Source organism: Hansschlegelia beijingensis (genome assembly GCF_045505405.1).
Classification (GTDB): Bacteria; Pseudomonadota; Alphaproteobacteria; order Rhizobiales; family Methylopilaceae; genus Methylopila; species Methylopila beijingensis_A.
In genome coordinates this window covers 1-13008 of record NZ_JBJKEX010000064.1, presented here as the reverse complement: position 1 = coordinate 13008, position 13008 = coordinate 1, and the positions used below count along the sequence as shown (strand labels likewise).

Below are 13008 nucleotides of genomic sequence, written 5' to 3'. Positions count from 1 at the left end.
CGCGTGGCTCCGGCGCGCGCCGCGCCACGCGCTGCGCCTGCCGATCCTGGCCTATCGCTATTCGCTGTCGATGCTGATCGGGCGGCGCTGCCGCTATCTCCCGACCTGCTCGGAGTTCGCCGACGAGGCGATCGCCCGCCACGGCGCCTGGGCCGGCGGCTGGATGGCGGCCGGCCGTATCTGCCGCTGCCATCCCTGGGGCGGCTCGGGCTACGAACCCGTCCCGCAGGAATTGCCTCCCGGCGCCCGCTGGTCTAGGCCGTGGCGCTATGCGGCGGGCGCCGGACGGCCTCGCTGCGAACCCGTCGGCGGCGGCCGGCGGACCGTCTGACAACCACCTGAAGCGCTTACCTGCATTCGTAGGCAGCGAGTGAGCGGAGACCCGACATGCCCCTCGTCACCTTTCCCGACGGCGCACAGAAATCCTATGAGGCCGGCGTCACCGGCGCGCAGATCGCCGGCGAGATCTCGAAGTCGCTGCTGAAGCGCACCGTCGCGATGGCGCTCGACGGCCAGGTCGTCGACCTCGCCGACCCGATCGAGCGCGACGTCCACATTGAATTCCTCGACCGCAACGATCCCCGCTCGCTCGAGCTGATCCGCCACGATTGCGCGCATGTGCTCGCGGAGGCCGTGCAGACGCTGTGGCCCGAGACGCAGGTCACGATCGGCCCGGTGATCGAGAACGGCTTCTATTACGACTTCGCCCGCGACGAGCCGTTCTCGACCGACGACCTCGCCGCGATCGAGGCCGAGATGCGCCGGATCATCGCGCGCGACCGACCGTTCACGAAGGACGTCTGGAGCCGGGACCGCGCCAAGGACTGGTTCGCCGCCAAGGGCGAGACCTTCAAGGTCGAGCTGGTCGACGCCATTCCGGCGGACCAGACGATCAAGATGTACGCCCAGGGCGAGTGGATGGACCTCTGCCGCGGTCCGCACATGACCTCGACGGGCAAGGTCGGCGACGCCTTCAAGCTGATGAAGGTGGCGGGCGCCTACTGGCGCGGCGACTCCAACAACCCGATGCTCCAGCGCATCTACGGCACGGCCTTCCCGGACAAGGCTGCGCTCGACGCCTATCTGCACATGCTGGAGGAGGCCGAGAAGCGCGACCACCGCCGCCTCGGCCGCGAGATGGACCTGTTCCACTTCCAGGAGGAAGGCCCCGGCGCGGTGTTCTGGCACCCGAAGGGCTGGACGCTGTTCCGCACGCTGATGGACTATTCGCGCCGTCGCACGGCCGGCTCGGGCTTCGTCGAGGTCAACACGCCCCAGGTTCTCGACGCCTCGCTGTGGCAGACCTCCGGCCACTGGGACTGGTACCGCGAGAACATGTTCGTCACCGAGACCGAGGACGAGCGCGTCTTCGCGATCAAGCCGATGAACTGCCCGGGCCACGTGCAGATCTTCAAGCACGGCCTGAGGAGCTATCGCGAACTGCCTATCCGAATGGGCGAATTCGGCATCGTTCACCGCTATGAGCCATCCGGCGCGCTGCACGGCATGATGCGCGTGCGCGCCTTCACGCAGGACGACGCGCACATCTTCTGTACCGACGAGCAGTTCATGGCCGAGACGCTCGCGCTGAACGAACTGATCCTGTCGATGTATGCCGACTTCGGCTTCGGCCGGATCGTGCTGAAGCTTTCGACGCGGCCGGAGAAGCGGGTCGGATCGGACGCGCTGTGGGACCGCGCCGAGCAGGTCATGGGCGACGCGCTCAAGGAGATCTCGTCGCGCTACGGCAATCGCGTGACGACGGCCGTGAACCCCGGCGAGGGCGCGTTCTACGGGCCGAAGTTCGAGTATGTGCTGCGCGACGCGATCGGCCGCGACTGGCAGTGCGGCACCATCCAGGTCGACTTCAACCTGCCCGACCGCTTCGGCGCCTTCTACATCGGCGCGGATGGCGAGAAGCATGCGCCGGTGATGATCCACCGCGCGATCTTCGGCTCGCTCGAGCGCTTCACCGGCATCCTGATCGAGCATTTCGCCGGCCACTTCCCGCTCTGGCTCGCGCCCGTGCAGGCGGTGGTGACGACGATCACCTCGGAGGCGGACGGCTACGCCGCGGAAGTCGCGGCGGAGCTCCGGAAGGCCGGGCTGCGGGTCGACCTCGACCTCCGCAACGAGAAGATCAACTACAAGGTCCGCGAGCACTCGCTGGCCAAGATCCCGGTGCTGGTCGTAGTCGGCAAGAAGGAGGCGGAGACGCGCCACGTCTCGATCCGCCGCCTCGGCTCGCAGAACCAGACGCCGATGTCTCTGGACGAGTGCGTGGCGAGCCTCGCCGACGAGGCGACGCCGCCGGATGTGCGGCGCGAGCGTCTCGAGCGGCAGGCCGCGCATGTGCCGGAAGGCCGGCTGCCGGACAGGCCGGAAGAGCTGCTGGACCTGTGAGCTTCACGGGCCAGGCGCCCGCTACAGGCAGCTCAGCAGAACCCCCACGACGATCAGAAGCGCCCATATCAAGAGCCCGACCAACGCAGCGCAGTCAAAGCCAAGGAGGATGGTCCCATCTGCCCGGCGGCCCATCCCGATCGCATCAATCGCCGAATAGTTCTCGTCTCGTGTTGCCGCCGCCACGCGGCCAATCGTTATGATCGGCAGGACGATACGCGCGGTCCAGTAGGCCGGCCAGGCGAGGACAAATTCGGCTATCTCGCCCAACCCGGCGCCTCACCCGCTGGGCCTCACGCCGTCGCGATGTAGTCCCGCATCGCGGAGGCCTCGGCCTCGATCTGGTCCATGCGGTGCTTCACCACGTCGCCAATGGAGATCATGCCGGCCAGCCGGTTCCCGTCCATGATCGGGACATGGCGGAACTTGCCGTGGGTCATGCGGTCCATGAGCTCGTCGACCGTGTTGTCGAAATGCGCGGTCACGACCTCCCGGGTCATGAAGTCGGAAGCCGGGCGGTCGAGCGCGTCGCAGCCATGCGCGGCGAGCGCGCGAACCACGTCCCGTTCCGTGAGGATGCCGGAAAGTCCGTCCGCCCCGTCGTCGACCACGACGGCGCCGATGCTCTTTTCTGCCAGCGTGCGGACCACGTCCGAGACGAGCGCCTGGGGCGACACGGTGACGACGCCGCTGCCCTTGGTCGAGAGAATCGCCTTGACGCGCATGTCCTGTCCTCCCTGTTCGCCGGCGCCTGAGCGTCAGCGTCTGTCTGGTCGGGCGCGGGACGTCGACGGCGGCTACTCTTGATCCTTACGGCCGACCCGCGGCCCCTGTTCCATCATCATGGGGCGGATGCCGCGAGGGTGGCAAGACGTCGAAAGTCTCTTGCGACGAAGGGCGGACGCCCCTCCGGACCGGATCGAACAGCGGAAACAGCAGCAGTCCGGCGATGAAGCCGCCGATATGCGCCTCCCAGGCGATGCTGGCGTCGCCCAGTCCGATCGCGGTCGAACCGAAGCCGGCCAGCGCGTTGCCGCCGAACCAGACGAGCAGGAAGATGAGCGCCTGCGGGCGGCGCAGCGACGTGCGCAGAGGCTCGGCCGGGATGAGGAAGGCCTCGCGCCCGCCGCGGCGGAACACGTCCAGCGGGCCGCCGGATTCGAACATGAAGCGCATCGCGGCCGCGGTATGGCCCGAGATCGCGGCGGAGGCGCCGATGACCGGCGTCGCCTCTCCGTAATGGAGGGCGAGGTGCGTGGCCGCGCCCGCGGCCGCCGTCAAGGCCGAAAACACGAGAAAGCGGCTTGTGCCGAACCGCCACGCCAGAGCGCTGCCGAAAGCCAGCAGCCATACACCGTTGACCACAAGGTGGGTGAGATTCCCGTGGAGAAAGGCGTAGGTCACGAAGGTCCAGACCTTCGCCCCCTCCCCTCCGAGCAGTTCGTCGGCGTATGGAAAGGAGGGATCGTACCGGGCCGGTATGAAGGCGAAGCGGAGCAGCACCTCGAGGTCCGCCTCGTCGCTCAGAAAGAAGCGGACGAGATGGATCGCCGCCAGGACGACGAGCGTCACGGTGATCACGCGCGGGGCGTTGAAGGCCGGCTGATATTCGCGGGGCAAGGGCTGGGTCGGTCTCTCGAGATGGGGCTGGTCCCATCATGGACGCGCCACGCGCAAGTGCTCGCCTGAACTTCAGGCGATTGCAAGGCGAGGCTCACGGAGAGACCACCGAAGAATGGCACGGCTCCTGCTCAACGGTTTGTTAACCGCCCGTCGCCGCCCGGCCTGTGCCGAAGCGGGACGACCGGCGCAGATCAGACCGTGTGAGAGCGTCACGATGAAGGCCGTCACCACGAAGGAGTTGTTCGGGTACTGGAACCGCCTGCGCGGCGCCCGGGCCGCCCCCGAACGCTCCGACGTGGACCCCGGCGAGATCCGCTCGATCCTGGGCGACACATTCATCCTCGAAGCCGACGGTTCCGCCGGCTACCCGTTCCGGCTGTCCGGGTCGCGCATCTGCGCCGTCACGGGACACGAGATGCGGGACGAGCAGTTCCTGTCGCTGTGGCGCGGCCCCGATCGCGCGACCCTGCTGGGCGCTCTCGAAACCGTCTCGGACGACGCCGCCGTCGCGGTGCTGGGCGCGCAGGGATCGACGGATCTCGGCCGGAAGGTGGACCTCGAGCTGGCCCTGCTGCCGCTGCGCCACCGCGGCCGCACGCACGCCCGCATCCTCGGTTCGCTGGCGCCAGTCGAGACGCCCTACTGGCTCGGCGCCTGCCCGGTCACCCGTTTCGAGCTGAGTTCGCTCCGGATGATCTGGCCGAGCGGGCGCAACCGCTCCTTCTCCGATCCCTCCCCCGAGCCCGTCGCGCCTGCGCCCCACACGCTCGCCGGGCTTGGCCGGCGCATCGGCCGCTTCCTGGTGTTCGACGGCGGCCGCTGAGCGGGCGGGTTACGCCGCGTTAACGGCGTTCGTTTAGATTCGAGGCAGGCGGCTGGCCACGGCCGGCGTCACCCATCCTCGAAGGCCCTTCGATGTTTTCGTTGAAGATGCCGCTCTCCGACGAGCGCCGCCGCCACCAGCGGGTCAAGGTCGCGCTGCTCGGGCGCTACATGCTGTCGTCCCGGCGCGAGTATCCGTGCCAGACGCTCGACATGTCGCCCGGCGGGCTGGCGCTCATCGCGCCCGTCCCGGCGCAGCCCGGCGAGCGCGTCGTCGCCTATCTGGACCATATCGGCCGGGTCGAGGGTCTGATGGTGCGGCCGATCGCGAACGGCTTCGCGATGACCGTGACCGCCACCATCCGCAAGCGCGACAAGCTGGCGGCCCAGCTCACCTGGCTGGCCAACCGCAGCATCCTCGGCCTGCCCGAGGATCGCCGCCACGAACGCCTCGTGCCGCGCAACGCCCGTTCGGTGCTGACCACCGAGGACGGCGTCGAGCACGAATGCCGCGTGATCGACGTCTCGCTCTCCGGCGCGGCGATCAACATCAATCTCGACCTTCCGATCGGCACGCCGGTCATGCTCGGCCGCACCGCGGCGCGGGTGGTCCGGCATTTCGAGCGCGGCCTGGCGGTCGAGTTCACCCGCACCCAGAACCTCGAGGCGCTGCAGGAACAGTTCGGCTAAGGCCGCCCTCGCCTGCCGGGTCTTCAGAGCGCCGCCCCCAGGGGCGGCGTTTTTCGTTCACGCGCGCCGTCGGATCGGGCCCACGGAGGCCGGCGACCGGCCGCCGCCTGAACGGCCATTCAGCAACATGGTTTATGCTTCATGAAACGACCCCGCCGAAACCGGGGTCGCGTTAACTTTTTGGTCGCCAAGTCGACCCCTGATCTTCTTGGCCGCACGCCTGTTGGTAAATGAAACTTGCAATGCATCTCTAAACAACTCATTTCCAGAACATTGCCAAAGTACAAATCTCGTTCCTAAAAACCCGAACTTCGACTTAGACGGACGGCAAATCGGATGTGAGACTTTTGCTCCCGGGACAGAACGGGAGTTGGAAATGCTTCTGCGGGGCAAGTTTAAGTCGATTTACTTCTTGTTTGGACTGGTTGCAGGCGGATTCACCATCACCGGCGCGCAGGCCGCGCCGTCCATCAAGCTGGCTCTCACGACGCCGATGCAGGTCGAGGGCTCGGCGAAGTCGCCGATCGGCTGGATCGACTTCTGCAAGACCCATTCGGCGGATTGCGACGTGAAGGCGGCCCGGCCTGTCCGCGCGCAGCTCACCGAGGCGCGCTTCAAGGAGCTCGACGCCATCAACCGCAAGGTCAACGCGGCGATCGCGCCGATGACCGACCAGGAGCTCTACGGCGTCGAGGAGAAGTGGACCTATCCGGCCGACAAGGGCGACTGCGAGGACTACGTCCTGCTCAAGCGCCGCATGCTGATGGACGCCGGCTGGCCGCGCCAGGCGCTGCTCATCACGGTCGTGCGCGACCTCAAGGGCGACGGCCACGCGGTGCTGACCGTGGTCACCGACCGGGGCGACTACACGCTCGACAACCAGGCCGACGACGTGAAGCCGTGGTTCGAGACCGGCTACACCTACATCAAGCGCCAGTCGCAGATCGATCCGAACGTGTGGGTTCTGCTTGGCGACGGCATCGGCCCGGTCGGGGTCGCCACCGCCCCGTAAGCCGCGATCCCAGGGAACGCTCGCAGCCTGTCACGTCCCCAACTCCCGCCCGACAGGCCGCAAGCCAGAGGCCGGCTCTCCGCCAGGGAGCCGGCCTCGCCTTTTCTGCGATCGGAAAGTCAGCCGACGCGCGCCATGCCCTCGCGGAAGCGCCGGCCATTGGCCACGTAGCGCGCCGCCGAGCCCAGCTGACGCACCTCGAACTCCGGACCGAGCGTCTTCACCACGCGGGCGGGCGCGCCGATGATCATCGAGAAATCCGGGAACTCCTTGCCCTCGGTCACCAGCGCGCCGGCGCCGACGAGGCAGTAGCGGCCGATCTTCGCGCCGTTCAGCACGGTCGCGCCCATGCCGATCAGGCTGCAGTCGCCGATGGTGCAGCCATGCACGATCGCGCCATGGCCGAGCGAGCAGTCCTCGCCGACGACCAACGGAAAGCCCGGATCGGTGTGCAGCACGCAGCCGTCCTGCACATTGGAGCGCGCGCCGATCGTGATCGGCTCGTTGTCGCCGCGCAGCACCGAGCCGAACCAGACGCTGGCGTCTTCCTCGAGGATGACGTCGCCCACCACCACGGCGCTTTCGGCCACGAAGAAACGGCCGTTGGCCGGGGTTCTGGGGCTCACGCCGCCGAGCGAATAAAGCGCCACCTTGGATCTCCGTTCTTCTCTAGCCCACGAAGGCCGCGAGCGCCGCGGCGCCGAGCACGAGGCTCCATCCGCCGAGCAGGACCGTGCCCAGGCACATCGCCCACGCCGGCCGGCGGGCGCCGAACAGCAGGCTGCGCGCCAGGATATAGGATGCGCCGATGGTGACCACCGGGACGGCGGCCGCCGCGGTCACGTCAGGCTCGCGCAGCAGGCCGAAGCTCGCCCGCCGCTCGGTCAGCGCCTCGAAGGCGGACGCCGCGGCGCCCGATATCGCGAAACCGAGCGCCACAGTGAGGGCCGGGATGAGGAAGGACATGGGACACTCTCCGCGTCGGCGTCGTGGTCGCCGGCCCTGTGGCAAAACGCGGGCCGTCCCGTAGCGGGACGGTCAGTCCGTCGTCACTCGAGGTCGGTCTCGAGGATCGCCATCTGGAAGTTGTAGGACAGGTCGCCGTCCTCGTCGTCGCGGAACAGCACGCCGACGAACTCGTCGCCGAGATAGACCTCGGCGGAATCGTCCTTGCGCGGCCGGGCCACGACCCGAACCGTCTGGTTCTGGAACAGCTTGCGCATGTAGGTCTGCACGCGCTCGAGCTCGCGTTTCTCCAAGCTTGCCTCCTTGGGGCGGGGGGAGCCAGCGAAGAGCGGCCAGGAAGCCTGCCCCGTCTGGTGGTGGGTCGGGCTTGCCACGCGCGGGCGAGCGAGGCAAGCCCGCCGGCGCGGCTCTATTCGGCGGCGGCGGGCTGATCATGATCGACCCCAAGATGCTGGAGCTCTCGGTCTATGACGAGATCCCCCATCTGCTGACGCCCGTCGTCACCGACCCCAAGAAGGCGGTGGTCGCGCTCAAATGGGCGGTCCGCGAGATGGAGGACCGCTACAAGAAGATGTCGAAGCTCGGCGTGCGCAACATCGACGGCTTCAACGCCCGCGCCGAACAGGCGCTCGCCAAGGGCGAGGCCATCACTCGCACCGTGCAGACCGGCTTCGACCGCGAGACCGGCGAGGCGATCTACGAGCAGGAGGTGATGGAGATCGGGAAGCTCCCGTACATCGTCATCATCGTCGACGAGATGGCCGACCTGATGATGGTCGCGGGCAAGGAGATCGAAGGCGCGATCCAGCGGCTCGCCCAGATGGCGCGCGCGGCCGGCATCCATATCGTGATGGCGACCCAGCGCCCCTCGGTCGACGTCATCACGGGCACCATCAAGGCGAACTTTCCGACCCGCATCTCCTTCCAGGTCACCAGCAAGATCGACAGCCGCACCATTCTCGGCGAGATGGGCGCCGAGCAGCTGCTCGGTCAGGGCGACATGCTGCACATGCAGGGCGGCGGCCGGATCAGCCGCGTGCACGGCCCGTTCTGCTCCGACGCCGAGGTCGAGGCCGTCGTGCAGCACCTCAAGCGGCAGGGCCGGCCGGACTATCTGGATTCGGTGCTGGCCGAGGACGAAGACGCCGGCGCCGGGGACGACGGCGCGGTGTTCGACAAGGGCTCGTTCGGCGACGAGAGCGCGGACGTCTACGACCAGGCCGTCGCGATCGTGCTGCGCGATAAGAAGTGCTCGACCTCCTACATCCAGCGCCGCCTGCAGATCGGCTACAACCGCGCCGCCTCGCTGGTCGAGCGCATGGAGAAGGAAGGCGTGGTGGGCCCGGCGAACCACGCCGGCAAGCGCGAGATCCTGCTCGCGACCCAGGACGCCGACGACGACGCGGCGTGAGCCTCAGTCGTCGGAGAGCAGACGGCTGACCACGCTCTCCGGGTCTCCCAGGAAGCGCCGGTAGAGCCGGACGTGCCCGAGCTCCTGATAGCTGCGGCGCGCGACGCCGTCTTCGGTGAGCTCGTAGATCAGCGCGTTGGGCAGCGCCATCAGGAGCGGCGAGTGGGTCGCCAGCACGAAGCGCGCCCCCTGCTGGACCAGCTGCACGATGCGGGCGATGACCTCGAGCTGGGTCTCGGGCGCGAGCGCCGCCTCCGGCTCGTCGAGTAAATAGAGCCCGCGGGGGCCGAACCGCTCGTTGAGCAGCCGCATCACGGCCTGGCCGTGCGACATCTCGTGGAGATCGCCGCCGTAGCGGTCCGCGATCTCGAGCCTGCGGATCTCGGTCGCCAGGATGTGGAAGGCGTCGGCCCGGTAGAAGTAGCGGTCAGTCTTCGGCGGTATCCGGCGCACGAGCCGCGTGACCTTGTGGAGCGGCGAGAGCGTCTGCGCGGTGTCGAAGGTGAAGTTCGGGGAGCCGCCTTCCGGGTTGCAGCCGAGATGGACGGCGATCGCCTCCATCAGCGTCGATTTCCCCGAGCCGTTCGGGCCGACGAACAGAACGATGGGAGCGTCGAGGTCGAGCTCCCGCAGCCGGGAGATCGCAGGCAGGTTGTACGGGTAGGCGTCAGGGTCCTCGACTCTCGCCCACTCCATGCGCAACGAGATCAACACTTCCGGCGCTCCACCATGGCCCCCACGTGAAATCGCCATGAACGGACCCTAAGTCCGGGACCGTGTCGAGCCGACCTCCCGCCATTCACTGCAGGACGCCCTTCCAGATGCTCCGTCTCCGCCCGCTCGCCGGCCTCCTCCTCCTGACCGCCGCGCTCGCGGCCGCGCCGGCCGCCGCCGAGCCGCTGTTCGGCGGCCTGTTCGGGGGCAAGAAGAAGGGCGTGCCGGTCACCCAGCTCGACCCGGCGCAGCGCGCCACGCTCCAGCGCGTCAACGGCTACTTCAACTCGATCCAGGACATCACGGCGAACTTCGAGCAGACCGGCCCCGACGGCTCCCGCTCCGTCGGCAAGCTCTATCTGTCGCGGCCCGGAAAGATCCGCTTCCAGTACGCGCCGCCGAGCCCGCTCGAGATCGTCTCGAACGGCAGCTCGGTGATCGTCAAGAACCGCAGGCTCGCCACCCAGGAGCTGTGGCCGCTCAGCCAGACGCCGCTGCGCTTCCTGCTCGAGGACAAGATCGACCTGCTGAAGGACGCCAACGTCAAGGCGGTCTACCAAGAGCCCGAGATGGTCTCCGTGGTGCTCGAGGAGAAGAACGCGATCGGCGGCACGGCGCAGATCCAGCTGCTGTTCAGCGGGCAGAATTACGAGCTGAAGCAGTGGACGGTGACGGACGCGCAAGGCATGGACACCTCGGTCGTTCTGTCGGACATGACCCGCGTCGCGAAGCTCGACCAGAACCTGTTCAAGATCGTCCAGCCGCGCTGGCCGACCCAGGCGCGGCCCTGACGAACGACTCACGCAGTCGTGCGCTTGAACTCTCGCGGGCGACCCCCCATCTCGGATTGCGAGCGAGGCGTCGCCACACAGGCTGCGTTCCCCCGTCGCGGCCTTGGCCAAGGCGCCTCGTTTCCGCCGTTCCTCCGATCGGCGGAGCGCTCAGCGCGCGGACGCCCGGCCTTTCCCCCCGGAGGCCGGGCGTCTTTGCGTCCGGACCATGGCTGTCCCGGCTTCCCGCCCCCTGACGGCTTCCCGGACGGCGCTGATCCGCGCTAGAGCCAGCGGCCCGCCCTCTCCTCCCCGGTCGCCAATGCCTGTCCGTCTCGCCACCTGGAACATCAATTCCGTGCGCCTGCGCATCGGCCTCGTGGCGAAGCTCGTCGACGAGCATGCGCCGGACGTCCTGTGCCTGCAGGAAACCAAATGCGCCGACGACTGCTTCCCGCTGAGCGCGGTGCGCAAGCTCGGCTACGAGCACGTCGCGATCCACGGCCAGAAGGGCTACCACGGGGTGGCGACCTTCTCCCGCTTCCCGTTCGCCGAGACGGTTCGGGAGCGCTGGGCCGACAAGGACGACGCGCGGCACCTCGCGACCACCTTCGCCGAAGGGCCGCTCGCCGGTGTGACGCTGCACAATTTCTACGTTCCGGCAGGCGGCGACGAGCCGGACCCGGCCATCAACCCGAAATTCGCGCACAAGCTGCAGTTTCTCGACGAGCTGACGCAGTGGTCCGGCCGCATCGCCGAGACCGGCGGACGCATCATGGTCGGCGATCTCAACGTGGCGCCGCATGAGAGCGACGTCTGGAGCCACAAGCAGCTGCTGCGCGTGGTCAGCCATACGCCGGTCGAGACCGAAGGGATGAACCGGATGCAGGCCGCCGGGCGCTGGGTGGATCTCGTGCGCCGGCACACGCCGCATCCCGAGAAGCTGTTCTCGTGGTGGAGCTACCGGGCGGCGGACTGGCAGGCCTCGGACCGCGGCCGGCGACTCGATCACGTCTGGGGCAGCGCCGACGTCGCGGACCGCTTGATCGACGTCCGGACGGTGCGGGAAGCCAGGGGCTGGGAGCGGCCCTCCGACCACGTCCCGGTCGTGGTCACGATCGCCTGACGCGGACTATCTCCGCAGCAGCGCCTCGACGGATCTGAGCTGGGCGATATCGGCCTGCACGCGCGCCGCGAGCCGGCCGTGCAGTTTTCGGGCGAGGTCCGGATATTCGTCGAACAGGCGCGAGAACAGACCGCGCGCGATTCTCAGGACCTCGGAGGGTTCTTGAGCCGTGGCGGTCGCGGGCCTTGTTGTGTCGCAGATCAGCGCGAGCTCGCCGAGCAGCGCGCCCGATCCGACCGAGCGCTCGGCGCCGCCCGCCCGCGCCACGGTGAGCGCGCCCGAGACCACGACGAACCCGGAATCCGCCGCCTCGCCCTCGCGAAACAGCACGTCGCCCGCGCCGAGGCGCAGCCTGTCGGCCGAGAAGGCGACCAGCCGCAACGCGTCACGCCCGAGTTCGTCGAACAGCGGCGTCTGGCCCAGCGTCCGGATGTCGTCCTCGAGCGCCACGCACTCCCGCCTTCGCCATACGCTACGCCGTCCTACGGGACGAGCTTGTAGCCACCTGCCTCCGTGACCAGCAGACGCGCATTGGACGGATCGGCCTCGATCTTCTGGCGAAGTCGATAGACGTGCGTCTCGAGCGTGTGAGTCGTCACGCCCGAATTATACCCCCACACTTCCTGAAGAAGCGTTTCGCGCCCGACCACGGACGAGCCGGCGCGGTACAGATAGCGCAGGATCGCCGTCTCCTTCTCGGTCAGGCGGATCTTCGCGTTCTTCTCGGTCAGCAGCATCTTCGCGCCGGGCCGGAACGTGTAGGGCCCGATCGAGAAGATCGCGTCCTCGCTCGCCTCGTGGCTGCGGAGCTGCGCCCGGACGCGGGCCAGCAGCACCGCGAAACGCACCGGCTTGGCGACGTAGTCGTTGGCGCCCGCCTCGAGCCCGAGGATCGTGTCGGAATCCGAATCCTGCCCGGTCAGCATGATCACCGGCCCGCGGAAACCGTTGCGGCGCATGATCCTGACCGCCTCGCGGCCGTCCATGTCCGGCAGGCCGACATCCATCAGCACGAGGTCGACGTGATCGGCTTTGACGGCCTCGACGCCCTCGGACGCGGTGGCTGCCTGGGAGGCCTCGAATTCCTCGTGAAGGTCGAGCTGCTCGGCGAGTTCGGTGCGGAGGTCGGCGTCGTCTTCGACGAGAAGTATCTTGCGCTTCGTGGGCATTCAGCAATCTCTGAGGGTCAAGCCGTCAAGACGGCGCAGGCGCTTTTCAAGTAGGGCGCCGTCCCCTCATTCCGCAAGTCAGAGACGCAATTTGGCCAATCGTCGCGCCTCGAAGAAGCGTCTTTTGAACGCGATCCGGGTGTTGCAATCGCCCGGGAACCGCGGCGAAGGAAGGCTTGTGGCGGGCGCGCTCACGCTTCGGTGTGCGCTCGGTCCAGCCGGCGTCGTGGCGCGCAAACGCGAGGGCGACGGCGCGACCCCTCGCGCCGACCTGCCGCTCCGCAGGGTGTGGCGGCGGGCGG

At 68.1% G+C, this 13008-nt stretch carries 16 protein-coding genes and 1 pseudogene; 8 read left to right on the top strand and 9 right to left on the bottom strand.

Going from position 1 to position 13008, the window contains the following annotated elements; all coding sequences use genetic code 11:
- Nucleotides 1-331 (top strand): membrane protein insertion efficiency factor YidD (yidD, locus tag ACIKT0_RS06455; RefSeq protein WP_407104540.1); only part of this gene is annotated, 331 nt, incomplete at its 5' end.
- 56 nt (nucleotides 332-387) lie between these two features.
- Nucleotides 388-2403, top strand: a complete 2016-nt coding sequence (thrS, locus tag ACIKT0_RS06450) for a threonine--tRNA ligase (protein ID WP_407104539.1) — start codon at nucleotides 388-390, stop codon at nucleotides 2401-2403.
- A 21-nt stretch (nucleotides 2404-2424) separates the two neighbouring features.
- On the opposite strand, the gene ACIKT0_RS06445 is transcribed toward thrS, so the two are convergent.
- The 3 genes from ACIKT0_RS06445 to ACIKT0_RS06435 all read right to left on the bottom strand — a co-directional run bounded on the left by ACIKT0_RS06445 (nucleotide 2425) and on the right by ACIKT0_RS06435 (nucleotide 4023).
- Nucleotides 2425-2673 carry a hypothetical protein gene (locus tag ACIKT0_RS06445; protein WP_407104538.1) on the bottom strand — a complete coding sequence of 83 codons (249 nt, stop codon included), beginning with the start codon at nucleotides 2671-2673 and terminating at the stop codon, nucleotides 2425-2427.
- Between the two features lie 23 nt (nucleotides 2674-2696).
- Complete coding sequence (locus ACIKT0_RS06440; protein ID WP_407104537.1) at nucleotides 2697-3128, bottom strand: CBS domain-containing protein; 432 nt, start codon at nucleotides 3126-3128, stop codon at nucleotides 2697-2699.
- Nucleotides 3129-3213: 85 nt separating this feature from the next.
- Nucleotides 3214-4023: a rhomboid family intramembrane serine protease gene (locus ACIKT0_RS06435; RefSeq protein ID WP_407104536.1), complete on the bottom strand. Its 810-nt coding sequence runs from the start codon at nucleotides 4021-4023 to the stop codon at nucleotides 3214-3216.
- Nucleotides 4024-4240: 217 nt separating this feature from the next.
- Between ACIKT0_RS06435 and ACIKT0_RS06430 the strand changes: the two genes are divergently transcribed.
- From ACIKT0_RS06430 to ACIKT0_RS06420, 3 genes are all read left to right on the top strand, one after another.
- Nucleotides 4241-4849, top strand: coding sequence for a PAS domain-containing protein (locus ACIKT0_RS06430; RefSeq protein ID WP_407104535.1), 609 nt, complete (start codon nucleotides 4241-4243; stop codon nucleotides 4847-4849).
- A 92-nt stretch (nucleotides 4850-4941) separates the two neighbouring features.
- Nucleotides 4942-5538, top strand: coding sequence for a PilZ domain-containing protein (locus tag ACIKT0_RS06425; RefSeq protein WP_407104534.1), 597 nt, complete (start codon nucleotides 4942-4944; stop codon nucleotides 5536-5538).
- A 376-nt stretch (nucleotides 5539-5914) separates the two neighbouring features.
- Complete coding sequence (locus ACIKT0_RS06420; RefSeq protein ID WP_407104533.1) at nucleotides 5915-6550, top strand: transglutaminase-like cysteine peptidase; 636 nt, start codon at nucleotides 5915-5917, stop codon at nucleotides 6548-6550.
- Nucleotides 6551-6669: 119 nt separating this feature from the next.
- Here ACIKT0_RS06420 and ACIKT0_RS06415 read toward each other — a convergent pair whose 3' ends face one another.
- From ACIKT0_RS06415 to ACIKT0_RS06405, 3 genes are all read right to left on the bottom strand, one after another.
- A complete protein-coding gene (locus ACIKT0_RS06415; RefSeq protein ID WP_407104532.1) occupies nucleotides 6670-7200 on the bottom strand; it encodes a gamma carbonic anhydrase family protein in 531 nt (176 codons plus the stop codon).
- A gap of 19 nt (nucleotides 7201-7219) precedes the next feature.
- Nucleotides 7220-7516 (bottom strand): DUF6949 family protein, encoded by a 297-nt coding sequence (locus ACIKT0_RS06410; protein ID WP_407104531.1) that lies wholly within the window; start codon nucleotides 7514-7516, stop codon nucleotides 7220-7222.
- 83 nt (nucleotides 7517-7599) lie between these two features.
- Nucleotides 7600-7809 carry a DUF3126 family protein gene (locus ACIKT0_RS06405; RefSeq protein WP_183393794.1) on the bottom strand — a complete coding sequence of 70 codons (210 nt, stop codon included), beginning with the start codon at nucleotides 7807-7809 and terminating at the stop codon, nucleotides 7600-7602.
- A gap of 134 nt (nucleotides 7810-7943) precedes the next feature.
- On the opposite strand from ACIKT0_RS06405, the pseudogene ACIKT0_RS06400 reads away from it, so the two are divergent.
- Nucleotides 7944-8927, top strand: a pseudogene (locus ACIKT0_RS06400) (FtsK/SpoIIIE domain-containing protein); the annotation flags it as partial.
- Between the two features lie 3 nt (nucleotides 8928-8930).
- On the opposite strand, the gene ACIKT0_RS06395 reads toward ACIKT0_RS06400, so the two are convergent.
- Complete coding sequence (locus ACIKT0_RS06395; protein WP_407104530.1) at nucleotides 8931-9641, bottom strand: AAA family ATPase; 711 nt, start codon at nucleotides 9639-9641, stop codon at nucleotides 8931-8933.
- 107 nt (nucleotides 9642-9748) lie between these two features.
- Here ACIKT0_RS06395 and ACIKT0_RS06390 point away from each other — a divergent pair, with 107 nt between their 5' ends.
- Both ACIKT0_RS06390 and ACIKT0_RS06385 read left to right on the top strand, forming a co-directional pair.
- Nucleotides 9749-10432 (top strand): outer-membrane lipoprotein carrier protein LolA, encoded by a 684-nt coding sequence (locus tag ACIKT0_RS06390; RefSeq protein WP_407104529.1) that lies wholly within the window; start codon nucleotides 9749-9751, stop codon nucleotides 10430-10432.
- Nucleotides 10433-10733: 301 nt separating this feature from the next.
- Entirely contained in the window at nucleotides 10734-11537 is an 804-nt protein-coding gene (locus ACIKT0_RS06385) for an exodeoxyribonuclease III (protein ID WP_407104528.1), read from the top strand.
- A 6-nt stretch (nucleotides 11538-11543) separates the two neighbouring features.
- On the opposite strand, the gene ACIKT0_RS06380 is transcribed toward ACIKT0_RS06385, so the two are convergent.
- On the bottom strand, nucleotides 11544-11987 hold the full coding sequence (locus tag ACIKT0_RS06380; RefSeq protein ID WP_407104527.1) for a cyclic nucleotide-binding domain-containing protein: 444 nt from the start codon (nucleotides 11985-11987) through the stop codon (nucleotides 11544-11546).
- 32 nt (nucleotides 11988-12019) lie between these two features.
- Nucleotides 12020-12706: a response regulator transcription factor gene (locus ACIKT0_RS06375; protein ID WP_407104526.1), complete on the bottom strand. Its 687-nt coding sequence runs from the start codon at nucleotides 12704-12706 to the stop codon at nucleotides 12020-12022.
- Nucleotides 12707-13008 lie beyond the last annotated feature (302 nt).